The sequence below is a fragment of the Caulobacter sp. Root1472 genome, assembly GCF_001426985.1.
Classification (GTDB): Bacteria; Pseudomonadota; Alphaproteobacteria; order Caulobacterales; family Caulobacteraceae; genus Caulobacter; species Caulobacter rhizosphaerae.
The window spans coordinates 35,171-58,287 of record NZ_LMFX01000013.1; the positions used below are offsets into that span (position 1 = coordinate 35,171).

Here is a 23,117-nt window from a genome sequence, read left to right on the forward strand (position 1 = left end):
TGAGGCAAGCCGGAAGCACCGTAGCGTGTGATCCGGACGTCTGGAGGAAACCGGGTTTGATTCAGGTCGGCGTTGATTTTGGCGGCACGAAGATCGAAGCCGCCGCCCTGTCGCCGGACGGCCGGTTCCTGGCCCGGGTGCGGGCGCCCAACCCTGGGTCCTACGACGCGGCCATCGCCACGGTCCGCGACCTGATCGCCCAGGCCGAGCAGCAGGCCGGCGGTCGCGGCTCGATCGGGGTCGGCGCCCCTGGCTCGGTGTCGCCGCGCACGGGCGTGATGCGCAACGCCAATTCCACCTGGCTGAACGGCCGCCGGTTCCGCGAGGACCTGGAAGCGGGTCTGAGCCGCCCTGTGCGGCTGGCCAACGACGCCAACTGCCTGGCCCTGTCCGAAGCCGTCGACGGCGCGGCGGCCGGCCTTGCGGTGGTCTTCGCGGTGATCATCGGCACCGGCTGCGGCGGCGGCCTGGCGGTCGATGGCAAGCTGGTCGAGGGCGCCAACGGCCTGGCCGGCGAATGGGGCCACGCGCCCCTGCCCTGGCCCAAGCCCGAAGAGTCGCCGGGCCCCGCCTGCTGGTGCGGCCGGCATGGCTGCCTGGAGACCTGGATCTCGGGCACGGGCTTTCGTCGCGATCACGCCGAGCGCACCGGCCAGGCCCTGGCCGGCGAAGAGATCATCGCCGCCGCCCGGGCCGGAGACGCCGAGGCTACGATCAGTTTCGACCGCTATCTGGACCGCCTGGGCCGCGGCCTGGCGGTGATCGCCGACATCGTCGATCCCGACGCCTTCGTGTTCGGCGGCGGCCTGTCGAACGTCGGCGAACTCTACGACCGCCTGCCGGCCTTCATCGAACCTCATGTCTTCTCCGACGGCTGGCGGGCCAGGCTGGCTCCGGCGCAGTGGGGCGACTCGTCGGGCGTGCGGGGCGCCGCGCGCCTGTGGACGCCGGCCGAAGCCGCCGCCCATGCCGTCGCCTGACGGCCGCGCCGTCGCCCTGGCCGTTCTGCTGGCCTTCGGGGCGGCGGGAACGACTTTCGCGAGCGACGGCGTCGAAGTCACCGTCACCGGCGGCGCGATCCACGGCGAGGCGCGCGGCGCCGGGGCGGTCTTTCGCGGCGTGCCCTTCGCCGTCCCGCCCATCGGAGACCGCCGCTGGAAGCCGCCGGCCGCCGTTCCGCCCTGGACCGGGACCCGCGACGCGACAGCTTCGGGTCCGCCCTGCCTGCAGAGGTCCTACGGCTGGAACGCCAAGGACGCCGCCGACAGCCGGGAGGACTGCCTCTATCTCGACGTCCGCACGCCGGCGCTCAAGCCGGCCAAGCCTCTGCCGGTCATGGTCTGGATCCATGGCGGGGCCAACCGGGCCGGATCGGCGCGGGGCACGGTCGAGTCGAGCCTGGCCGACCAGGGCGTGGTGCTGGTGTCGATCCAGTACCGGCTGGGGGCCTTCGGTTTCCTGTCCCATCCCGGCCTGACCGCCGAGGGCGGCGGAGCCTCGGGCAACTACGCCCTGATGGACCAGATCGCCGCCCTGCGCTGGGTGCGCGACAACATCGCCCGGTTCGGCGGGGATCCCGGCAATGTGACGCTGTTTGGCCATTCGGCGGGCGGCCAGGACGTTGGGCTGCTGATGCTGGCTCCCGAGGTGCGCGGCCTGTTCCACAAGGCCATCGAACAGAGCGGCGCGGCGGGCTTCGGCCTGCCCCCGCGGTCCCTGGCTGAGAACGAGGTCCTGGGCCAGGCTTTGGGCCGGGCGCTGGGCGCCAAGGACCTGGACGGGCTGCGCGCCGCCTCGGGTCCGGCCGTGCTCGACGCCGCCGAGGGTCTCAAGCCGCCGATCGCCGACGACGGTTTCGTCTGGCTGCAGGCGGTGGTCGACGGGGCGGTGATCCGTGAGCCGCCGGCCGCGACCCTGGCCGCCGGCCGCCAGGCTCGCGTGCCGCTGATCATCGGCAACAGCGCCCGCGAGCTGTCGCTGTACGGCGGCGCGGCCAACGCCTCGGCCTGGGTGAAAGCCAATTACCAGGACCCAGACCAAGCGCTCCGGCTCTACGGGATCGGCGCCCGGGGCGCGGCGTCGGACGAGACCGCCGACCAGATCGCCGCCGACACCGGCTTCCGCTGTCCGGCGACCTGGGTGGCGGCGCGCCATGTCGCGATTGGCCAGCGGACTTGGCGCTACGAACTGGCGGTCGCCGCCCCCGGCGCCGGACCGGTGCGGCACGGCTCGGAGCTGCCCTTCGTGTTCGACACGCCGCCGGCCGGCGCGACCCCGGCGGTCTGGCCTCTGCTCCAGGCCTACTGGACCAATTTCGCGCGCACCGGTGATCCGAACGGACCGGGCCTGACGCCGTGGCCTGCCCAGACGGCGGCGGCCGAGGCGATCGCCTTCACCCCGTCCGGCCCCCGGACCACGAAAGACGACCGCGGCGCGCTTTGCCGCCTGCTGCCACGACCTTGAAGACGCGTCCCTGAAGACAACCCAGAAGACAAACAAGGGCCCGAAGAGGCCGATCCGAGGAGGAAAGACATGAAAACCAAGTTCGCCCGCCGGATGCTGCGCCTGTCGCTGCTGGCGACCTGCGCCGTCCTGGTCGCCCTGCCGGCCGCCGCCCAGACATCGTCCGTCTACGGCCCCTACAACGCCGACCTGCCGCGCGGCGGCGACGGCTTGTCCAAGCCGCTGGCCGGAAATCTGTTGCCGGCCGAGGGACCCTGGTCGCTGCAGGGCTGGATCGCGCCATCGGCGGCCTCGGCCGGGCGGGTGGTCGTGGCCGGGATCGGCGACCCGGCCAGCGGCGGTCGCTTCATCGGGCTGGAAGACGGCGCGCCGGCCGTCTGGGCCGGAGCATCCGCGGTCAAGGGCGCGACGGCGCTGAAGCCGGGGACCTGGAGCCATGTGGCGGCGGTGTCGGACGGAACGACGGTCACGCTCTATGTCGACGGGACCAAGGTCGCCGAAGGGCCGGCGACGCCGGTTGCTTCGGCCGCCACCGTCCAGCTGGGTCCGCGCAAGCTGGCCGGGACGGCGCCGTTCGGCGGCAAGGTGGCGGGCTTCACGGTCCAGGCCTCGGCCTTGGCCGCCGCGGCCCTGAAGACCCTGGCCTCGACCAAGCCCGACCCCGACCTGACCGTGTACGAGCCCGGCAGCCCGATCTGGCCGGTGCAGGTGCGCCAGATGTACGGCCAGGTGTCGCCGCAGGACGCCTGGACGCGCCCGAAGAGCAAGGCCCCGTTCTCCAAGCCGGTCGCCGTCGCCCCCTATGCCGGCCCCGCCCTGGTCGCCGCGCCGGGCGCGGAAGGCGCTGAGGCGTGGGTCCTGAAGCGCTGGTCGCTGGCCGAAGCGCCGAAGGTCATAGATGCTGAGACAGCGCTGTCAAAAGCTGGCTATGACGCCAAATCCTGGTACGCGGCCACGGTTCCCGGAACGGTGCTGACCACCCTGGTCGACCGCGGCGTCTATCCGGACCCGGACTACGGCCTGAACAACGCGGCCATTCCAGAGAGCTTGAACAAGCAGGACTACTGGTACCGCAGCGAGTTCGTCGCCCCCGCCGGCCAGGAGGGCCGCCACCAGCAGTTGGTCTTCAAGGGGATCAACTATGCCGCCGAGGTCTGGCTGAACGGCGAGAAGCTGGGCCAGCTGAAGGGCGCGTTCATCCGCGGCCAGTTCGACGTCACCGGCAAGCTGAAGCCCGGCGCGGCCAACGTCGTCGCGGTCAGGATCTCGCCGCCGCCGCATCCGGGCCTGGCTCACGAGGAGTCCCTGACCGCCGGGGTCGGCGAGAACGGCGGCATGCAGGCCCTGGACGGTCCGACCTTCATCGCCAGCGAGGGCTGGGACTGGATCCCCAGCGTCCGCGACCGCAACGCCGGCCTGTGGCAGGACGTGGTGCTGCGTTCGACCGGCCCGGTGCGGATCGGCGACAGCCATGTCGTTACGACCCTGCCGAAAGCTGACAACAGCGTCGCCGAGGTCGAGATCGCCGTGCCGGTCGAGAACCTGACGGACGCCCCGGTCCAGGCGACGGTCCGCGCCGCCTTCGACACCGTCGCCGTCGAGAAGACCGTCACCGTCGCGCCCGGCCAGGCCAAGGTGGTGTTCACCCCCGCCGACTTCCCGCAGCTGTCGATCCGGAACCCCAGGCTCTGGTGGCCCAACGGCTACGGCGCCCAGACCTTGTACGGCCTGCGCCTGCTGGCCAGCGTCGACGGCAAGGTCTCCGATCAGAAGGACAGCCGCATCGGCCTGCGACAGATGACCTACGAGCTGTCGCTGATGGACACGCACGGCGAGCTGCGGCGCGTCGAGGTCGATTACGCCAAGGCCCGGCAGCTGGGCCAGGACATCACCGACGGCAGCCACGAAGGCATCCGCAAGGTGACCGACGGCTGGGCGACGTCGCTGACCAAGGTTGGCGAAACCTCCCCGGCGGTCCGCGATGTGCCCGACGCCGGCCTGACGCCCTATCTGGTGATCAAGGTCAATGGCGTGAAGATCGCCGCGCGCGGCGGCAACTGGGGCACGGACGACTGGCGCAAGCGGGTGTCGCGCGAGCGGCTGGAGCCCTATTTCCGCCTGCACAAGGACGCCCACCTCAACGTCATTCGCAACTGGGTCGGGCAGAACACCGAGGACGTCTTCTACGACCTGGCCGACGAGTACGGCCTGCTGGTGCTGAACGACTTCTGGGCCTCGACCCAGGACTTCCAGCTGGAGCCGCAGGACGTGCCGCTGTTCCTGAAGAACGCCGCCGACGTGATCAGCCGCTATCGCAACCACCCTTCGATCGCCCTGTGGTTCGGCCGCAACGAGGGCGTGCCGCAGCCGATTCTCAATGAGGGGCTGGAGGCCCTGGTCCACGACCTGGACGGCACGCGCTGGTACACCGGCAGCTCCAACCGGGTGAACCTGCAGAACAGCGGGCCCTATAACTACCGCGAGCCGGAGACCTATTTCACCGAGCACGCCAAGGGCTTCTCGGTCGAGGTGGGCACGCCGTCGTTCCCGACCCTGGAGGCCTTCGAGGCCGCCGTGCCCGCGCCCGACCGTTGGCCGATCAGCGACGTCTGGGCCTATCACGACTGGCATCCGACCGGGAACGGCGACACCAAGACCTTCCTCGACGCCATGGCCGCCAAGCTGGGCCCCGCCACCAGCCTGGAGGACTTCGAGCGCAAGGCCCAGCTGATGAACTACGAGACCCACAGGGCGATCTTCGAGGGCATGAACCAGGAGCTGTGGACGAAGTCGTCGGGCCGCCTGCTGTGGATGACCCAGCCGGCCTGGCCCAGCACGATGTGGCAGATCCTCAGCCACGACTACGACACCCACGCGGCCTATTACGGAACCCAGAAGGCCGCCGAGCCCGTCCACGTCCAGATGAGCCTGGCCGACCATCGGCTGGCCGTGGTCAACAACGGCCTCGCGCCGATTTCGGGCGCGGCTCTGCGCGCCCGGGTGGTGGGCCTGGACGGCAAGCCGCTGGCCGAGCGGACCTGGCGAATCGACGCCCCGGCCAACGGCGTGGCGCTGGGCGAGACGCTGGACCTGTCGGGCCCGCTGGCCCAAGGCGGCGCGGTGGTGGTGCGGCTGGACCTGACCGCCGCCGACAGCGCGCCGTTGTCGAGCAACCTCTACTGGGTCGCCAAGGACGCCGAGGGCGAGCGCAAGCTGTCGGCCATGGCGGCCCAGGCGGTGTCGATCACCGCCGCCGACGCCAAGGCGGGCGCCGAGACCGTAGTCACCGTGACCCTGGTCAACACCGGCGTGGCTCCGGCCCTGAACGGAAAGCTGACCCTGCTCGACGCCAAGGGCGCGCGGATCTTGCCCGCCTACTATGCCGACAACTACGTCTCGCTGCTGCCGGGCGAGCGCCGGACGGTGGAGATCCGCTATCCGGGCGACGCGAGGGCGGGCGCGAGGGTCGAACTGCGGGGCTGGAACCTGGTCCCCGCCAAGACGGAGGTACGCTGATGCTGGATCGTCGCTCCCTGCTGGCGGGCGGGCTCGCGGCCGTGCCTGGCCTGGCCCTGGCCCAGACCGCCACGGCCCCGCCGGCGCCGAGCCCGGAGGACCTGCGGCTGCGCACCGACTGGCCGTTCCTGCAACGCTACGCCGCCGAGAACGCCGTCGATCGCGACCTGCCGGCCGAACGCCGGCGGGTAGTGTTCATCGGCGACTCGATCACCCAGGGCTGGCGTGACAAGCATCCGGCCTTTTTCACCGACAACGGCTTTCTCGGGCGCGGCATCGGCGGCCAGGTGACCGCCCAGATGCTGGTGCGGTTCTGGCCCGACGTGGTCGCCCTGAAGCCGGCCGCCGTGCACATCCTGGCGGGGATCAACGACATCGCCCAGAACGCCGGGCCCTACGACCTGGCCGCCACCCAGGCCAATCTGCAGGCCATGACCACCCTGGCCCAGGCCAATGGCGTCGCCGTGATCCTGGCCACCGTCATGCCGGCGTTGGACTTTCCTTGGCGGCCCGGCCTGGGTCCGGTGGCCAAGGTCCGCGCCCTGAACGCTTGGCTGAAGGCCTATGCGGCCGAGCGCGGGGCGGTGCTGGCCGACTATACCGCGGTGCTGGACGACGGGGCTGGCGGCATGAAGCCGGGCCTGGCCTACGACGGGGTCCACCCCACCGGCGAGGGCTACGCGGCGGTGGAGCCCGTCACCCTGGCGGCGATCGCGTCGGCCCTGGTCCGGGCGTGACCTGAAATCTGCACCGACAAATTCCCTCCGAAATTCTGTTGTCCCAAGTTGACAGCGCTGTCGGTTGTCCATAGGTTGAAGCTACCGGCGCCTCATAAAAAGCCGGAAGTCCACGGGAGGATGCGCACGCATCCCTCAAAACTCCGCGTCTTGGCTCGTTCGGCTCCGCTGATCGAGGCTGAGAACTGCTGCCGCACATCAGGGGAATGCTAAATGACGACAAAGTCTTACCGATCGCGCACGGCTCTGCTCTGCGCCGCCTCGGCCATGGTGCTGCTGAGCGCCGGCCAGGCCCTGGCCCAGGCCGCGCCGGCCCAGAACGAGGAACCATCCCAGGTTGACGAGGTCATCGTCACCGGCTTCCGGGCCTCGCTGGCGAACGCGCTGAATCTGAAGAAGAACTCGAACCTGATCATCGAGTCGGTGACCGCCGAGGACATGGGCAAGTTCCCCGACCAGAACATCGCCGAGTCGCTGCAGCGCCTGCCGGGCGTGCAGATCGACCGCGAGAACGGCCAGGGCACCAAGGTCCGCATCCGGGGCCTCGACCAGAACGTCACGGTGCTGAACAACGAGATCTTCGTCAGCGGCCTGGAGATCTTCCGCCTCTATGAAGGCAAGATCACCCAGGACAACTCGCTGGAAGGCATCCCCTCGCAGCTGATCGGCGGCGTCGACGTCTACAAGTCGCCCGACGCCTCGCTGCTGGAAGGCGGCCTGGGCGGCATCATCAACCTGAAGACCCGCAACGCCCGCGACCTGGCCGACGACACCACCATCGCCGGCGACATCCGCGGTCAGAAGGGCTCGGGCACCGACTGGACCCCCACCGGCTCGCTGGTGCTGGGCCACAAGTTCAGCGACCGCTTCGCCGTGCTGGGCACGATCTCGTATGACAAAACCGACAGCCATACCGACGTGCTGGCCGGCGAGAACCGCGGCGGCTGGGCCTTCGAGGACCGTCCGCAAGGCGCGGGCACGGTCGACGTCTGGTCGCCGGAGTACCGCTACGCCACCTATCGCGACCAGGAACGCAAGCGCCTGGGCGCCTCGGTGAACCTCGACTTCGCCCTGACCGACTCGCTGCAGCTGACCGGCGACTGGTTCCACTCCGACCTGAAGATCCTGACCTCCGAGGCCTCGATCAAGTTCCCGTTTGCCAACGAGAACGCCAACTATTCGGCGGCCGGCTTCACCAAGGACACCAACGGCGTCCTGCAGACCGGCACGGTCACCGCCAACTCGGCCGAAGGCACCTCGTACGTGCAGAACGCCGAGGCCAAGACCGACAACTTCCAGGTCGGGCTGAACTGGGACAACGGCGGCCGCCTGACCGGCAGTGTCCGGGCGGCCTATTCGACCAGCGACTATGTCAGCGACAGCGGCAACAACGACGTCCGCTACACCCAGTACACCGTGCGCAACGGCACGGCCGCGGGCCTGGTGCCCAACGCCACCGCGCCGGCGACCTTCACCTACACCTATACCAACGGCGACAACCCGACCTTCACCCCGGCCAATCCGAGCCAGTTCACCACCCCCAGCAGCGTCTTCGCCAAGTCGCACTGGGTGTTCGGCGAACGGACCGGCATCGACAACACCTCGGCCCGGATCGACTTCAAGTACCGTCCGGAATTCGGCGAGAACGGCAATCTGGTGATCAGCGCCGGCGCCCGCTACGCCGAGCGCAAGGTCGACTCCGACTTCCTGCTGCTGCTGGCCGACTATTCGGGCAAGGGCGAGCTGAACGGCCAGGCTCTGGGCCAGGACTGGACGCCGCTGGGCTACTTCCAGGACGGCGCCATCGGCTACAAGTCGTGCGGCCTGCCGGCCGGCACGCCGGGCCGTCCGAACTGCGGCCAGACCGCCACCGACGACGGCCGCTTCGGTGCGTCCCCGGCCCTGATCACGCCGTACCAGACGGCGGCCAGCAATCCGGAACGCTTCGAACTGCTGACCGTCGGCGGCATCTCGGCCCTGTTCCAGAACCGCGACCAGATGAAGAACCCGGTCCAATGGCTGTCGGCGCTCTATCCGTCGACGCCGTTCAAGTACTACCGGGACCCGATCCAGTCGTTCAACGTCAAGGAAAAGACCACGACCGGCTACATGATGGCCGACGCGGGCTCCGTCGAGGACCGCTATCACCTGAACGCCGGCGTCCGGGTGGTGAAGACCGAACTGACGATCGACTCCAGCGCCACGCCGACCGTGCCCAACTACTACGGCACCGACAGCTGGAACGGGGTGATCTCCAATCCGGAGCACATCACCACCTCGCGCTCCTACACCGACGTTCTGCCCAGCTTCAGCGGCGTGTTCGACGTCACCGACAGCGACAAGGTCCGCGTCTCGGCGGCCCGCGTCATGTCGCGTCAGAACCTGTTCCAGCTGGGCACGGGCTCCAGCTACAACTTCACCCGCAGCTCGACCCCGGGCCCGAACCTCAACCGCTTCCTCTACACCAACGGCAGCGGCGGCAATCCGGAGCTGGACCCCTACCGCGCCTCGCAGTTCGACGCGGCCTATGAGCGCTACTTCGGCACGCAAGGCCTGCTGTCGGCCGCGGTCTTCTACAAGAACGTCGACTCGTTCATCCAGACCGACACGGTCTCGCGGACGGTGGCCGACGGTTCGGTGGAAGGCGCCACGGCCGGGATCTTCACCCAGCCGGTGAACGGTGAGGGCGGCGAGATCAAGGGCGTCGAACTGGCCGCGCAGTACGCGTTCGCCAACGGCCTGGGCTTTACGGCCAACTACACCTACTCGGACTCCAAGTCGTCCAACGCCAACGACTACCAGGACAACCTGCCGATCCCAGGCGTGGCCAAGCACGCGTTCAACATCCAGGGCTATTACGAGGCGCACGGCTTCGAGGCGCGCCTGTCCTATGCCTGGCGCGACAAGAGCTACCAGGGCAACTTCGCCTTCGGTTCGGGGGCGGACACCCACTCGCTGGGCACCTGGGAGCGAGCCTATGGCCAGCTGGACGGTCAGATCGGCTACGCGGTCAACGACCAGATCAAGGTGGTGCTGGAAGGCATCAACCTGACCAAGGAAGACAGCGGCCGCTACCTGCAATGGGAAAACCTGCCGTTCCGCTACGCCACCGGCGACCGTCGGGTGGTGCTGGGCGCCCGGTTCAAGTTCGGCATGTAGGCCGGACCGGGGCGCACCGTCCGGCGCGCTCCGAGGATTTGAGTTGGAACCTTCGGCCGGTCGGGCGAAGGTTCCCCGGCGTGGCGGCGGCTCATCCCCCGTCGCCCGCCGAGCGCCCGGCGCCGGCCGGTCCCCAGCGGCCGGCGCCGCTTCTTCTCTCGTTTCGGGAGGACGTCATGAGCGACAGGTCCATCCGCTCGATCGCCATCGTCGGCGGCGGCACGGCCGGCTGGATGGCGGCTTGCCTGCTGAGCCAGACTTTGCGCGGCACGGGCTGCGCCATCACCCTGGTCGAGTCGCCCGATATCGGCACGGTGGGGGTCGGCGAGGCGACCATCCCGCCGATTTTCGACTTCCTGAAGCTGATCGAGGTCGATCTCGACGCCTTCATCCCGGCTGCCCAGGCCACGTTCAAGCTGGGCATCAAGTTCGATGACTGGCGCGCGATCGGCGACAGCTACTGGCATCCGTTCGGGACGTTCGGCGTGTCGATCGATCGTCGGCCCTTCCACCACGTCTTCCATAAGGCGCGAGTTCAGGGGCTGGACCCGACGGTGTCGCAGTTCAGCCTGGCCGCCGCCCTGGGCGACGCCGGCCGGCTGGCCCATCCCGATCCCCGCGTCCCCGGGCCGCTGGCCGGCCTGCGCCAGGCCCTGCATTTCGACGCGGTGCTGGTCGCCCGCTTCCTGCGTGACCACGCCGAGCGCCGCGGCGTGCGGCGGCTGGAGCGCGAGGTGGCCGAGGCGAAGCTGCGCGACGACGGCTTCATCGAGGCCCTGGCGCTGAAGGGCGGCGGCGAGCTGGCGGCCGACCTCTATATCGACTGCTCGGGCTTCCGCGGCCTGCTGATCGAACAGGCCCTGGGCGCCGGCTACGAGGACTGGACGCGCTGGCTGCCCTGCGACCGCGCCCTGGCCGCGCCCACCGCCCATGCCGGTCCGCCGCCGCCCTATACCCAGGCCGTGGCCATGGACGCCGGCTGGCGCTGGCGGATCCCGCTGCAGCACCGGGTGGGCAACGGCTATGTCTATTCCAGCGCCTTCATCGACGACGGCGCGGCCCAGGACGAACTGCTGTCGGCGATCGGCCAGCCCCTGGCCGAGCCGCGCAAGCTGAGCTTCACCGCGGGGCGCCGCAAGACGATGTGGAGCCGCAACTGCGTGGCCCTGGGCCTGGCGTCCGGTTTCCTGGAGCCCCTGGAATCCACCAGCATCCACCTGGTGTGCAGCGGCCTCTACAAGCTGCTGGACCACTTCCCCGACCGCGACTTCGCCTCGGTCAACATCGCCGCCTACAACCGCGCCCTGGCCGACGAGTACGAGACCTATCGCGACTTCATCCTGCTGCACTATTGCGTGACGGCCCGCGACGACACGGCGTTCTGGCGCGACCGAACGGCCGCGCCGCTGCCCGATCGCCTGGCCGAGCGGCTGGAGCTGTACCGCGCCTGTGGCCGGGTCGACGCCAAGCCGGGCGAGCTGTTCACCGACCTTTCGTGGTTCTACATCTTCGAGGGGATGGGGGTGACGCCCAAGGCCTATGACCCGCTGGTCGATGCGTCGAATTTCCAGCAGGTGCGGGCCGTCCTGCCCGAACTGACCGCGCGGATCGCTGCGGTCGTGGCCCAGAGCCCCACCCACGAAGCCGCGCTGGCGGCCATCGTCCGCCGCAGCGCCGCCTGAACATGATATCCTCCAAGTCCAATGGTCGGGTACCGCTCACAGCCTATCTAGACAGCGCTGTCAATCTGTGTTGAGGTTTCGCCGTCAGAGGGGCGCCAGCCTCCGCTTCAGGGAAGGAAACACCCACGCACCGCCCGCGCGCCCGATGGCGAGCGGCGTCCGCTCCATTTCGATTCGTCCCGTTCCAGCGCCGACCTGCCGGCGGGGACGACGCGCCTCGTCCGACCCTCCGGCGACGGCGCGCCTGGATCCCCTGTCATCGGGGGCTCTCCAAACTCCGGCGCGACGATGTTCTCCCCGTCGCGCCGGTTCTTTGCCGCGCAATGTTCGCCCGCGCCCGCGTCGTTCGGGCCGCTTCCCGAAGGTGTTGAATGACCGTCCGCTCCCGTCGCCTTGCGATCTCGGCCCTGCTCGCCTCGACCATCGTCGCCTCGGCCAGTCTGGCGAGCATCCCGGCCTTCGCCCAATCCAGCACCGCCCATCCCGATCAATGGCCCGTCGCGGCCAGTCCGGCGGCGATCACCGACGCCAGGACCGAGGCCTTCATCGGTGAGCTGGTGGCTAAGATGAGCGTCGAGGAAAAGGTCGGCCAGACCATCCAGGGCGACATCGCCTCGATGACGCCCAAGGACCTGGAAAAGTACCCGCTCGGCTCGATCCTCGCTGGCGGCAACTCGGCCCCGGGCGGCAATGACCGCGCTCCGCCCCAGGCCTGGACCGACCTGATCGACGCCTACCGCAAGCAGTCGCTGGCCGCCCGGCCGGGTCATGTCCCCATTCCCCTGCTGTTCGGCATCGACGCCGTGCACGGACATAACAACATCGTCGGGGCGACGATCTTCCCGCACAATATCGGCCTGGGCGCCATGCGCGACCCGGCCCTGATCGGCCGCATCGGCCAGGCGACGGCCGAGGAGGTGGCGGTGGTCGGCGGCGACTGGACTTTCGGGCCTACGGTCGCCGTGCCGCGCGACGACCGCTGGGGCCGCAGCTACGAGGGCTATGCCGAGGACCCAGAGGTGGTGAAATCCTATTCGGGCCCCATGACCCTGGGCCTGCAGGGGACTCTCAAATCCGGCCAGCCCCTGGCTGCGGGCCACATCGCTGGATCGGCCAAGCACTTCCTGGCCGACGGCGGCACCGAAGGGGGCAAGGACCAGGGCGACGCCCAGATCCCCGAGGCCGAGCTCGTCGCCATCCACGCCCAGGGCTATCCGCCCAGCATCGACGCCGGCATCCTGACTGTGATGGCCTCGTTCTCCAGCTGGAACGGCCAGAAGATCACGGGCAACAAGAGCCTGCTGACCGACGTGCTGAAGGGGCGGATGGGCTTTCAGGGCTTCGTGGTCAGCGACTGGAACGCCCACGGACAGCTCGCCGGCTGCACCAACACCAGCTGCCCGCAGGCGATGAACGCCGGGCTCGACATGTACATGGCCCCCGACAGCTGGAAGGGCCTTTACGACAGCACCCTGGCCCAGGTGAAGGCGGGCGAGATCCCGATGGCGCGGCTGGACGACGCCGTGCGGCGGATCCTGCGGGTCAAGGTCAAGGCGGGGCTGTTCGAGCGCGTCGCGCCCACCGTCCAGGGCCGCTTCGATCGCCTGGGCGCGCCCGAGCACCGCGCGATCGCCCGCGAGGCGGTGGCCAAGTCGCTGGTGCTGCTGAAGAACGACGGCGTGCTGCCGGTCAAGCCGGGCGCCAAGGTGCTGGTGGCCGGCGCCGCCGACGACATCGGCAAGGCCTCGGGGGGCTGGACCCTGACCTGGCAGGGCACGGGCAACAAGAACAGCGACTTCCCGCACGGCCAGTCGATCTGGGGCGGGATCGAGCAGGCGGTGAAGGCCGCCGGCGGCCAGGCGGAGCTGGCGCCCGACGGCAAGTTCGCCACCAAGCCGGACGTGGCCATCGTGGTGTTTGGCGAGGACCCCTACGCCGAGTTCCAGGGCGACGTGACCAATCTCGGCTACCAGCTGGGCGACAAGGCCGACCTGGCCCTGCTCAAGCGGTTGAAGGCGCAGGGCATTCCGGTGGTGTCGGTGTTCCTGTCGGGCCGTCCCCTGTGGGTGAACCCCGAGATCAACGCCTCGGACGCCTTCGTCGCCGCCTGGCTGCCGGGCAGCGAGGGCGGCGGCGTCGCCGACGTGCTGGTGGCCGGCCAGGACGGCAAGCCCAAGCGCGATTTCCAGGGCAAGCTCGGCTTTTCCTGGCCCAAGCGAGCCGACCAGGGGCCGCTGAACCGCGGCCAGCCGGGCTACGACCCGCAGTTCGTCTATGGCTACGGCCTGTCCTACGCCAAGCCGGGCAAGGTCGGCGTCCTGCCCGAGGACCCGGGCAAGGTGGCGGCGGCCGGCAGCGTCGACCGCTACTTCGTCGACGGCCGAGTGGCGGCGCCGTGGCGGATGGACTTCGTGGGCGCCGGTTCGGTCAAGGCGATCGACGCCGGGGCCCAGGAGAACGCCCGCCAAGCGACCTGGACCGGGCAGGGCATGGTGGCCATCCACGGCCCGCCGGTCGACCTGTCGCGCCAGACCACCGGCGACATGGCGGTGAGCGTCCGTTACCGGATCGACGCGGCTCCGACCGGTCCGGTGACCTTGAGCATCGGCTGCGCCGACGACGCCTCGTGCGCCGGGACGATCGACGTCACCTCCGCCGTCAAGGAAGCGCCGCTGAACGAATGGCGGGACGTGAAGATCAAGCTGTCCTGCTTCCAGGCGGCCGGGGCGAAGATGGACCATGTCACCGCGCCGTTCGTGGTCGGCGCCAGCGGGCCGTTCTCGCTGTCCCTGACCGAGGTGCGACTCGCGTCGAACGAGGGCGACGCTGTCTGCCCGAACTAGGACGCTGCTCGGAAATGAAACCTTCTTCGACAGGCTCAGGATGAGGTTTCTAGGGCTAGGCTCCAAATGGCCCTCATCCTGAGCTTGTCGAAGGAAGAGGACCACGCACGGCGTTGGACGGCGCCAGCAACACAGGGGTCTGGCCCCGCTTAGCCCGGCTTGGCTATACTCGCGCCATGTCCCGCACCACGCCCGCCACCCTCGCCCTGACCAAGGCCGGGGTCGAGTTCACGGTCCATGCCTACGACTACGATCCGGACGCCGACAGCATCGGCCTGGCCGCGGCGGCGGCCCTGGGCGAGGACCCTGGCCGAGTGCTCAAGACCCTGATGGCCCTGGTCGACGGCAAGCCGATGCTGGTCATCGTCCCCTCGGACCGCGAGGTGGCGATGAAAAAGCTGGCGGCGGCGGCCGGCGGCAAGTCGGCCCAGATGATGAAGCCGGCCGACGCCGAGCGGATCAGCGGCTACAAGGTCGGCGGCATCAGCCCGTTCGGGCAGCGCAAGCCGCTGCCGGCGGTGATCGAGGCCGACGCCCTGGCCGAGACCTACGTCTATATCAACGGCGGCCAGCGCGGCCTGCAGGTGAGGCTGGATCCCAACGCCGCCAAGGCGGTTCTGAAGGCGGCGGCGGCCCAGGTGTCTTCCTGATCCGCCTCTCCGGCCAACGAATTCATGAAGCGGGCCAGTACCGCATCGCCACGTCGCAGCGCTCGTAGCGGCCGCCGAACAACGCCATGATCTCGGCGTCGTGCTGGAAGCCGAGCTTCTCGTAGAGGTGGATGGCTGCCGCGCACTTGCGGTTGGTCAGCAGGTACAGCCGGTCGGCCACGCCCATGGCCTCGGCCCGCTCGAGCGCCGCCGCCAGCAGGAACTCGCCGACCTTGCGGCCCCGCGCCGCTTCCAGGACGCCCATCTTGGTCAGCTCGAACCAGCCGTCCTTCATCCGCATGATCGCGCAGGTCCCCACCACGCCGAGGTCCGGGGTCTGGGCGAACAGCACCGCCCCGCCCTTGTCGACGATCAGCGCGCGCGGGTTCTCCAGCAGGGTGACGTCGTTTTCCTCCAGCGTGAACATCTGCGAAATCCAGGCGGCGTTGATCGCGTAGAAGGCTCCGGCCAGGTCGTCGGAGAACTCGCGGACCGTCAGGCCGCGCGCCGCGGTCACGCGATCGACCAGCGACCTGGCGTCGAGCCGCGCCTCCAAGGCCGAAATCTGGTCGAGCAACGCCTGCTCGCCGCCGTCGCAAAGCTCGGTCACGGCCGCCGCGACCCGGGGCCAGATCTCCCGCTGGGCCGCGCCGATCACCCGCGCACCGTCCTCGGTCAGCGATAGGGTCTTGTGGCGCAGGTCGCGCGCCCCGCGGCTAACCGCGACCAGGCCCTGGTCCACCAGGCCCTGCACGGTGCGGGTGATGGTCGGCTGGCTGAGTCGCAGGCGCTGAGCCAGGGCGCCGATTGTCAGGGCGCCGTCCTGCTTCAGCGCCGCCAGCAGCACCTGCTGTGCGGGCTGGATCGGCAGGTCGTGCGCCTGGAGAACGGCCGTCGCTTCCGCCTGGAGGCGGTCGGACAGCCGCTTGAGCCGGCTGCCGAGAAAGGCCGGCCCAAGGTCGGCGAGGGTGTCTGGAGTCATCGCGCGCCTCATCAATATAGCGCGCTATATATAACTGCCTAAGCGGGCTGGAGCAAGCAGCGGCGGCGCGCCGACCGAATCCGGGCAGGCGCGTCGCTCGCCGTTCATCTCGCCGACGATCGGGACGTCGAACCTATTGGCAAGGCATGGCGTCGCCGCCGTCCAGGTCGATCCGATAGCACAGCTCCACGCCGCTCTCGGTTTCGCGGACGATAACCGAAACCTCGTTGTCGGCGTCGACGGGCGGACGCCACATCTCCACGAAGGCGATCGCCGCCTCCTCGAAACTGGACGCATCCACGGCGTGGCCATGGCTGCGGTCGTCGTCGCGGGCGTGAACGCGATAGGTCTGGATCTCGGACATCAGTCGCTCCTTCCGGCTGAAAACGCCCGAACCCGCGAATGGATTCATCGGTCGAAAGCCCGATCGCAAATGGAGGTCTGGTTTGGCGTTTGGACACTCACGCATTCGCTCGCCGGCCGAGCGTTCGCTCCAGGAACGGCCTCATGCGGCGGACGACTTGTTCGAGTTGAACCTCGAGCAGCCAATGGCCGCCGTCCAGAAGGTGGAGTTCGGCGTCGGGCAGGTCGCGCAGATAGGCCCGCGCGGACGCTTCGGGCATGTAGCCGTCCTGCGGTCCCCACAAAATAAGCGCCGGCGGCCGGTGGTCGCGCAAATAGGCCTGATAGCGGGGAAACCAATCGAGATTCTGTTGCAGCCCGGCCAGGACGTCGACGGTGATCGCCTTGCGCCGCGGCGTCATCAGCGCCCAATGCAAGGTCCAGAGGTCGGGCGGGATCAGGTCGGCCAGCTCGGGCCGCACGTCGTTGAGGAACTCCGCCTTGAATTCCTCCTCGGTGACGGCCTGGGCCAGCGCCGCCCGCGCTTCGGCTTCAGGGCGGCGGAGAATATCGAAGAGCCCTTCGTACTTCGGCCCGAACGCGTCCTCGTAGATGTCGCCGTTCTGGATGATCACGGCCGTCACCGCCTCCGGCCGCGCGATCGCCAGCCGAAGGCCGATCTGCGAGCCGAAGTCATGGAGGTAGAGAGCGAAGCGGTCGACGCCAAGCCTGTCGAGGAAGCGCGCCAGGAACGCCGCATACCCGTCGAAGTCGTAGGCGAAACCAGCGGGGGTGTCGCTGTAGCCGCAGCCGGGGAAGTCCGGCGCCAACAGGCGCCAGCGATCGGAGAGCGCCGGCATCAAGGCGCGAAATTCGTAGGATGAGCAGGGATAGCCGTGCGGCAGCAGGATCACCGGCGCATCGGCGGCGCCGGCCTCCCGGTAGAAGACCTCATACCCGTCAAGCTTGAGCCGCCTGTGCGCTACCGCCGCTAAGGTCACCTGAGCCGCTCCGCTCCGAGGATGGAGCCCCCAGCTCAAGAACCGGCTCGTCTGGCCCGGGTTCCGCCAGCGGACGCCCTTCCGCCTCTCCGAACGGGCGCTGCTAGCCTCCGGACGCGCCCTAGACGTCCACCTCGGCGTCCAGCGCATTTTCCTGGATGAACTCGCGGCGGGGCTCGACCAGGTCGCCCATCAGGCGGCTGAACATGTCGTCGGCGTCGTCGGCGTGGTTGACGCGGACCTGCAGCAGGGTGCGAGCCTCGACGTCCAGAGTGGTTTCCCACAGCTGGTCCGGGTTCATCTCGCCCAGGCCCTTGTAGCGCTGGATCGACAGGCCCTTGCGGCCGGCGTCCAGCACCGCGCCCACCAGGTCGAGCGGGCCGCGCACGGTGGTCGACTTGTCCTTGCGCCGGAAGACGGCCGAGCCGGAGAAGATGTCGGCCAGGGCGCCGGCCCGTTCGGCCAGCCGGCGAGCGTCGGCGGCGTGCAGCAGGCCGTCGTCCAGCACCACGCTTTCGGTCACGCCGCGGCGGATCCGCTTGAAGACGAACGCGGTGTCGCCGCGCTCGCCCGACCACGGGCCGTCACCTTCCTCCGCATACAGATCAAGTCGTTTGGCGGCGGCGGCGATGTCGGGCGCATCCCCGAACAGGCCGGCCAGGGCCGCCTGCTCGATGGCGAAGGCGGGCGCGCGCTGCGACAGGCGGTCGATATTGCCCTTGGCCTGGCGGCACAGCTGGACCAGGGCCAGCAGGTCCTGGCCGGTGCGGCGCTCGCCCGAGGGCAGGTCCAGTTCGGCCCCGTCGACCCCTTCGTCAACCAGGAAGGCGTCCATCTCGCTGTCATCCTTAAGGTAGCGCGAGGACTTGCCCTTGGCGGCTTTGTAGAGCGGCGGCTGGGCGATGTAGATGTAGCCGCGCTCGATCAGCTCCGGCATCTGACGGTAGAAGAAGGTCAGCAGCAGGGTGCGGATGTGGGCGCCGTCGACGTCGGCGTCGGTCATCAGCACGATCTTGTGGTAGCGCACCTTGTCCGGGTTGAAGTCGTCGCGGCCGATGCCCGCGCCCAGGGCCGTGATCAGCGTGCCGATCTGGTCGGACGACAGCATCTTGTCGAAGCGGGCGCGCTCGACGTTCAGGATCTTGCCGCGCAGGGGCAGGACGGCCTGGTTGTCGCGGTTGCGGGCCTGCTTGGCGCTGCCGCCGGCCGAGTCGCCCTCGACGATGAAGATCTCGGACTTGGCCGGGTCGCGCTCAGAGCAGTCCGCCAGCTTGCCCGGCAACGAGGTGATGTCGAGCGCGCTCTTGCGACGGGTCAGTTCGCGGGCCTTGCGGGCCGCTTCCCGGGCGGCGGCGGCCTCGGCGATCTTGCCGACGATGGCCTTGGCCTCGTTCGGATGCTCCTCGAACCAAGTGGCCAGGCCTTCCTGCACCAAACTCTCGACCGCCGGGCGCACTTCGGACGAGACCAGCTTGTCCTTGGTCTGCGAGCTGAACTTGGGGTCCGGCACCTTGACCGACAGCACGCAGGTCAGGCCTTCGCGGGCGTCCTCGCCCCCGACGCTGACCTTTTCCTTCTTGGTGATGCCCGAGCTCTCGGCGTAGCCGGTGATGATGCGCGTCAGCGCGCCGCGGAACGCCGACAGGTGCGTGCCGCCATCCCGCTGCGGGATGTTGTTGGTGAAGCACAGCATGTGCTCGTGGTAGCTGTCGTTCCACCACAGGGCCAGGTCGACCTCGACCTTGTCCTTGCGGCCGCGGATGACGATCGGGGTCTTCAGCAGCGGGGTCTTGGCCTTGTCCAGGTGGCGCACGAAGGCCTCGATGCCGCCCTCGTAGTGCAGCTTCTCGAGCCAGGGCTCGGCGTCGCGGTCGTCCTTGAACCAGATGGTCACGCCCGAGTTCAGGAAGGCCAGCTCGCGCAGGCGATGCTCCAGCGTCTTCCGGTCGAACTCGATGAAGGCGAAGGTGTCCTTGGACGGGAAGAAGGTCACCTCGGTGCCGGTCAGCACCTCGCCGGCCTTGGGACCGTCGGCGCGGATGGGCGAGTCGCCGGTCACCTTCAGCGAGGTCACCGCGTCGCCGCGCTCGAAGCGCATCTGGTGGCTGTGGCCGTCGCGGTGGATCTTCAGTTCCAGCCAGTCGCTGAGCGCGTTGACCACCGAGACGCCCACGCCGTGCAGGCCGCCCGAAACCTTGTAGCTGTTCTGGTCGAACTTTCCGCCGGCGTGCAGCTGGGTCATGATGACCTCGGCCGCGCTGACGCCCTCGCCCTCGTGGATGCCGACCGGAATGCCGCGGCCGTCGTCGGTGACCGTCACCGAGCCGTCGGCGTTGAGGATCACCTCCACCCTGGTGGCGTGGCCGGCCAGGGCTTCGTCGATGGCGTTGTCGACCACCTCGTAGACCATGTGGTGCAGGCCCGAGCCGTCGTCGGTGTCGCCGATGTACATGCCGGGGCGCTTGCGCACCGCGTCCAGGCCCTTGAGCACCTTGATGGAGTCGGCGCCGTACTCGCCGGTCATCACTTCGGGGGCCGACATTTCCGAACCGTCGGCGGTGGTGAGGCGATCGGTGTTGGCGTCGGCTTCAGGGCCTTTGGTCTCTTCGGTCATACGTCTTCCAATGCGGTCAGGCCGAGTTCGCTGACGCGAACGCCCAGAGCCCGACCTTTCAGATGGTCGAACAGCGACTCGTCGGTGCCTGTCAGAAAAGCCTGCAGGCCGAGCGCCGTGATTTCGTCGGCCAGGGCGGCCCGCCTTTTCAGGTCGAGATGCGCGGCGACTTCGTCGAGCAACAATATAGGATTCGGCGCGTCCTTCGCACGCGAAAGTCGCGCGGCCTGGGCCAAAACCAGGTTCAGAATCAGCGCTTTCTGCTCCCCGGTCGAACATTCCGCGGCGGGACGGTCCTTGTCGACGTGGTGGATGGCCAGATCGCCCCGGTGCGGGCCGGTCAGGGCGCGTCCGGCGGCCCCGTCGCGAGGGCGGGCGGCGGCCAGGGCGACGGCGAGCCGGGCCTCGATTTCGCCGGCCTCGACGCCGTCCAGCGCCAGTCTTTCCCACTCGCCGGTCAGGGCCAGGCGAGCGCGGGGGAAGGGGCGGTCGCCGCGGCCGTCGATCTCGGCCTGCAGGGCCCGGAGCGTCCGGGCCCGGGCCGCCGCCATCAAGGCTCCGGCCTGGCCCAGCCGGGCCTCCAGGGCGGCCAGCCAGATGGCGTCGGCCGGCTGGCCGGTCTCCGCGGCGTCGGTCAGCAGCCGCATGCGCTCGCGCTGGGTCTTGTCATAGGCGTTGGCGTGGCGGGCGTGGTCGGGCTCGCCGGCGAACACCAGGCGGTCGAAGAACTTGCGCCGCTCGCCCGCCGCCTCGAGGAACAGCCGGTCCTGGGCCGGGGTCAGCCAGATGGGGCGAACATAGTCGGCCAGGCGCCCGGGCGGGACGGTCTCGCCCTCGACACGGACCACCCGGCGGGCCGCGCCGGCCAGCTCGACGCCGGTTCCCAGCCGCACCGGCTCGTCGTCTCCGGCCTGGGCCTCGGCGGCGACGGCCCAGGCGCGGCCCCCGGCCTCGCCGGGCAGCCGGCGGCCGACCTCGGTCAGGCCGGAGCCTCGCAGGCCCTTGCCCGGCGACAGCAGGCTGACGGCCTCCAGCAGGTTGGTCTTGCCCGCCCCGTTGGCCCCGAACAGATAGACGCTGGCCCCTTCCGGACAGAGCCGCGCGCGCTCGTACGAGCGGAAGTCGGTCAGGGTCAGCGAAAGGAGGGCGGCGCGGCTCACCCACGCGTTCTTAGAGCATCGCGCGGAAAAGTGGACGCCGGTTTTCCGCAAGAGCGATGTGAATCGCGGGACTTGCCACAGCCTGTTCGGGTCCCAGGTCCGAGCGCCGCGATCAGCCCAGGTCGCGTCGGCGGCCGATCGAGGCGTGAGCCATCAGGCGGGCGGGGTGACGCAGGGCGTGGGCCATGTGTGGCCCGGCCACCAGGGCCAGCGCCCAGGCGGTCCCGCTGAAGACGATGGCGGCGATGCGGTCCCAGCGCGTGTGCATGGCGGCCTCCTTGCGATGCGCCTTCCGCTGTGCGCCCCGATCGTGGCGTAGGCGGGTTGGGACGGCGCCCGAATCTGGGCCTCGCCCGGAGCCGGTCGCGCGAGGCCTACCGTTCCTGGTCGGTCGAGCGCATCAGGATCTCGTTGATCATCACGTGCGGGGGCCTGGAGACGGCGTAGAGGATCGCGTCGGCGACGTCCTCGGCGGTCAGCTGGCGCATGGCCTCGGCCGAGGTGTTCACGGCGGACTGCACGGCCGCGACGGCGATGTGGTCGCGCAACTCGGTGGCGGCCATGCCGGGGGAGATCACGGTCACCCGGATGTTGTCCTTGTGGACCTCCTTGCGCAGCGACTCGGAGAAGCCGGCCACGCCGAACTTGGTGGCGGAATAGGCCGCGGCCATCGGGTTGGCGACATGGGCGGCGGTCGAGGCGATGTTGACGATGTGGCCGTCCTTGCGAGCGGTCATGCCGGGCAGGGCGGCCTGGGTGGCGGCGATCAGGCCCAGCAGGTTGAGCTCCAGCATCGACCGCCAGCGGGCGAGGTCGGCGGTGGCCACGGGCTCCAGGTACATGACCCCGGCGTTGTTGATCAGGATGTCGACCCGCCCGAAGGTCTCCTCGGTCTCACGGACCGCGCGCTGGGCCTGGGCCTCCTTGGTGAAGTCGGCGACGATCACCAGGGCCTCCCCACCGAGCGCCTCGATCCGGCCGGCCAAGTCGCGCAGGCGATCCTCGCGACGGGCGGCCAGGGCCACCTTGGCGCCGGCCTTGGCCAGGCCCAGGGCCACGGCCTCGCCAAAGCCCGACGACGCGCCGGTGACCAGGGCCACGCGGCCGCTCAAATCCTTGCTCATGGGATGCTCCTCGTCGGCGCCGGAAACGCCCGTCGAGGATATAGGCGCTCGAGCCCCGTCGGCGCCAGGGCGCGGTCAGCCGAACTTGTAGCCGCAGAGCTTGTTGCCATCCAGGTCGCGGAAATAGGCGAAATAGGCGCCCGGCATCCGCTCGCCGGGCGCGCCCTCGCAGGTCCCGCCCAGTTCGATGGCCTTGGCGTGGAAGGCGTCGACCGCCTCGCGGCTCTCGAAATCGAAGCCGCCCATCGTGCCGTTGCCGACGCAGGCCGGCTCGCCGTCATAGGGTCCCAGCACGCCGAACAGGCCTGTGCCCTTGCCCCGATAGAGCCGTCCGCCCGAGGGGTGCTCGTAGACGCCGGTCATGCCGATCGTGCCGAGCAGGGCGTCGTAGAACGCCTTGGCCGCCTCCAGCCTGTTGGACCCCACCGTCATGTAGCTGACCCTGGCCATGCGCGCCTCCCGTTTTCTTATGCAACGGAGGCTAGCACGGGCGGCGATGCCTGCAAGAGGCCCCTTTGTTCCGGGATTCGCGCGCAAGTCGTCGCAGGAACCGGAAGTTGCTTGCGCAACAAGGTTTCTATGTTCTGAATAGCGGTACCAAACCCTGGGGAGGGGGATATGAAACTCAAGGCTTTCGGCGCACCGCGCCAATGGTGGCAGAGCAATCCGGAGCTCGGTATCGCGACCGGCTGGGCGGTGATCTGCGGTGGACTCTGGCTGGTGGTGCGGATCCTCGGGGTGGCCTGAGGCTGTCGCGCGGAAAACCCCTGAGACGGGGTTCCGCAAAAGGTCGCGCAGAGACAAAACCGGTGCAAGCCGCGTGCAGCCACGCGGCGCGGCGGCT

17 protein-coding genes are annotated in these 23,117 nt (G+C 69.4%); 9 read left to right on the plus strand and 8 right to left on the minus strand.

Annotated elements, in window-relative coordinates; all coding sequences use genetic code 11:
• Positions 1 to 56 precede the first annotated feature (56 nt).
• From ASD47_RS11000 to ybaK, 8 genes are all read left to right on the plus strand, one after another.
• Positions 57 to 980: an ROK family protein gene (locus tag ASD47_RS11000; RefSeq protein WP_056755835.1), complete on the plus strand. Its 924-nt coding sequence runs from the start codon at positions 57 to 59 to the stop codon at positions 978 to 980.
• Positions 967 to 2,463: a carboxylesterase/lipase family protein gene (locus ASD47_RS11005; RefSeq protein ID WP_056755837.1), complete on the plus strand. Its 1,497-nt coding sequence runs from the start codon at positions 967 to 969 to the stop codon at positions 2,461 to 2,463. Before ASD47_RS11000 ends, ASD47_RS11005 begins: the two co-directional genes overlap by 14 nt.
• Positions 2,464 to 2,532: 69 nt before the next feature.
• Positions 2,533 to 5,979, plus strand: a complete 3,447-nt coding sequence (locus ASD47_RS11010) for a LamG-like jellyroll fold domain-containing protein (protein WP_200945253.1) — start codon at positions 2,533 to 2,535, stop codon at positions 5,977 to 5,979.
• Positions 5,979 to 6,716, plus strand: a complete 738-nt coding sequence (locus ASD47_RS11015; protein ID WP_056755839.1) for an SGNH/GDSL hydrolase family protein — start codon at positions 5,979 to 5,981, stop codon at positions 6,714 to 6,716. The genes ASD47_RS11010 and ASD47_RS11015 overlap by 1 nt, the downstream gene beginning before the upstream one ends.
• A 213-nt stretch (positions 6,717 to 6,929) precedes the next feature.
• Complete coding sequence (locus ASD47_RS11020; RefSeq protein ID WP_056755842.1) at positions 6,930 to 9,875, plus strand: TonB-dependent receptor; 2,946 nt, start codon at positions 6,930 to 6,932, stop codon at positions 9,873 to 9,875.
• A 176-nt stretch (positions 9,876 to 10,051) separates the two neighbouring features.
• Positions 10,052 to 11,557 (plus strand): tryptophan halogenase family protein, encoded by a 1,506-nt coding sequence (locus ASD47_RS11025; protein WP_056755846.1) that lies wholly within the window; start codon positions 10,052 to 10,054, stop codon positions 11,555 to 11,557.
• A gap of 371 nt (positions 11,558 to 11,928) precedes the next feature.
• Positions 11,929 to 14,400 carry an exo 1,3/1,4-beta-D-glucan glucohydrolase gene (locus ASD47_RS11030; protein ID WP_056755849.1) on the plus strand — a complete coding sequence of 824 codons (2,472 nt, stop codon included), beginning with the start codon at positions 11,929 to 11,931 and terminating at the stop codon, positions 14,398 to 14,400.
• Positions 14,401 to 14,576: 176 nt separating this feature from the next.
• On the plus strand, positions 14,577 to 15,050 hold the full coding sequence (gene ybaK / locus ASD47_RS11035) for a Cys-tRNA(Pro) deacylase (protein ID WP_056755852.1): 474 nt from the start codon (positions 14,577 to 14,579) through the stop codon (positions 15,048 to 15,050).
• Positions 15,051 to 15,072: 22 nt separating this feature from the next.
• Here ybaK and ASD47_RS11040 read toward each other — a convergent pair whose 3' ends face one another.
• The 8 genes from ASD47_RS11040 to ASD47_RS11070 all read right to left on the minus strand — a co-directional run bounded on the left by ASD47_RS11040 (position 15,073) and on the right by ASD47_RS11070 (position 22,723).
• Positions 15,073 to 16,032: a bifunctional helix-turn-helix transcriptional regulator/GNAT family N-acetyltransferase gene (locus ASD47_RS11040; RefSeq protein WP_056755856.1), complete on the minus strand. Its 960-nt coding sequence runs from the start codon at positions 16,030 to 16,032 to the stop codon at positions 15,073 to 15,075.
• 133 nt (positions 16,033 to 16,165) lie between these two features.
• Positions 16,166 to 16,396, minus strand: a complete 231-nt coding sequence (locus ASD47_RS11045; protein ID WP_056755859.1) for a DUF5961 family protein — start codon at positions 16,394 to 16,396, stop codon at positions 16,166 to 16,168.
• A gap of 97 nt (positions 16,397 to 16,493) precedes the next feature.
• On the minus strand, positions 16,494 to 17,375 hold the full coding sequence (locus ASD47_RS11050) for an alpha/beta fold hydrolase (RefSeq protein WP_056755862.1): 882 nt from the start codon (positions 17,373 to 17,375) through the stop codon (positions 16,494 to 16,496).
• Between the two features lie 121 nt (positions 17,376 to 17,496).
• Positions 17,497 to 19,989 (minus strand): DNA topoisomerase (ATP-hydrolyzing) subunit B, encoded by a 2,493-nt coding sequence (gyrB, locus tag ASD47_RS11055; protein ID WP_167531083.1) that lies wholly within the window; start codon positions 19,987 to 19,989, stop codon positions 17,497 to 17,499.
• Positions 19,986 to 21,149: a DNA replication/repair protein RecF gene (gene recF, locus ASD47_RS11060; protein ID WP_056755865.1), complete on the minus strand. Its 1,164-nt coding sequence runs from the start codon at positions 21,147 to 21,149 to the stop codon at positions 19,986 to 19,988. The genes gyrB and recF overlap by 4 nt, the downstream gene beginning before the upstream one ends.
• Positions 21,150 to 21,261: 112 nt before the next feature.
• Positions 21,262 to 21,417 (minus strand): hypothetical protein, encoded by a 156-nt coding sequence (locus tag ASD47_RS27135; protein WP_164468866.1) that lies wholly within the window; start codon positions 21,415 to 21,417, stop codon positions 21,262 to 21,264.
• A 106-nt stretch (positions 21,418 to 21,523) separates the two neighbouring features.
• Positions 21,524 to 22,273, minus strand: a complete 750-nt coding sequence (locus ASD47_RS11065; protein WP_056755868.1) for an SDR family NAD(P)-dependent oxidoreductase — start codon at positions 22,271 to 22,273, stop codon at positions 21,524 to 21,526.
• Positions 22,274 to 22,348: 75 nt separating this feature from the next.
• Positions 22,349 to 22,723 (minus strand): VOC family protein, encoded by a 375-nt coding sequence (locus tag ASD47_RS11070; RefSeq protein WP_056755871.1) that lies wholly within the window; start codon positions 22,721 to 22,723, stop codon positions 22,349 to 22,351.
• Between the two features lie 168 nt (positions 22,724 to 22,891).
• Here ASD47_RS11070 and ASD47_RS27940 point away from each other — a divergent pair, with 168 nt between their 5' ends.
• The gene (locus ASD47_RS27940) at positions 22,892 to 23,020 is read left to right on the plus strand and encodes a hypothetical protein (RefSeq protein WP_255355511.1); all 129 of its coding nucleotides are present in this window, start codon (positions 22,892 to 22,894) and stop codon (positions 23,018 to 23,020) included.
• Positions 23,021 to 23,117 lie beyond the last annotated feature (97 nt).

What these genes read in the sequence shown, in the direction of transcription:
- ASD47_RS11020 (WP_056755842.1), top strand. Translation starts at nt 6,930, where the DNA reads ATGACGACAAAGTCTTACCGATCGCGCACGGCTCTGCTCTGCGCCGCC.
- ASD47_RS27940 (WP_255355511.1), top strand. Translation starts at nt 22,892, where the DNA reads ATGAAACTCAAGGCTTTCGGCGCACCGCGCCAATGGTGGCAGAGCAAT.
- gyrB (WP_167531083.1), bottom strand. Translation starts at nt 19,989, where the DNA reads ATGACCGAAGAGACCAAAGGCCCTGAAGCCGACGCCAACACCGATCGC.
- ASD47_RS11010 (WP_200945253.1), top strand. Translation starts at nt 2,533, where the DNA reads ATGAAAACCAAGTTCGCCCGCCGGATGCTGCGCCTGTCGCTGCTGGCG.
- ASD47_RS11030 (WP_056755849.1), top strand. Translation starts at nt 11,929, where the DNA reads ATGACCGTCCGCTCCCGTCGCCTTGCGATCTCGGCCCTGCTCGCCTCG.
- ASD47_RS11015 (WP_056755839.1), top strand. Translation starts at nt 5,979, where the DNA reads ATGCTGGATCGTCGCTCCCTGCTGGCGGGCGGGCTCGCGGCCGTGCCT.
- ASD47_RS11065 (WP_056755868.1), bottom strand. Translation starts at nt 22,273, where the DNA reads ATGAGCAAGGATTTGAGCGGCCGCGTGGCCCTGGTCACCGGCGCGTCG.
- ASD47_RS11070 (WP_056755871.1), bottom strand. Translation starts at nt 22,723, where the DNA reads ATGGCCAGGGTCAGCTACATGACGGTGGGGTCCAACAGGCTGGAGGCG.
- ASD47_RS11025 (WP_056755846.1), top strand. Translation starts at nt 10,052, where the DNA reads ATGAGCGACAGGTCCATCCGCTCGATCGCCATCGTCGGCGGCGGCACG.
- ASD47_RS27135 (WP_164468866.1), bottom strand. Translation starts at nt 21,417, where the DNA reads ATGCACACGCGCTGGGACCGCATCGCCGCCATCGTCTTCAGCGGGACC.
- ASD47_RS11045 (WP_056755859.1), bottom strand. Translation starts at nt 16,396, where the DNA reads ATGTCCGAGATCCAGACCTATCGCGTTCACGCCCGCGACGACGACCGC.
- ybaK (WP_056755852.1), top strand. Translation starts at nt 14,577, where the DNA reads ATGTCCCGCACCACGCCCGCCACCCTCGCCCTGACCAAGGCCGGGGTC.
- ASD47_RS11040 (WP_056755856.1), bottom strand. Translation starts at nt 16,032, where the DNA reads ATGACTCCAGACACCCTCGCCGACCTTGGGCCGGCCTTTCTCGGCAGC.
- ASD47_RS11005 (WP_056755837.1), top strand. Translation starts at nt 967, where the DNA reads ATGCCGTCGCCTGACGGCCGCGCCGTCGCCCTGGCCGTTCTGCTGGCC.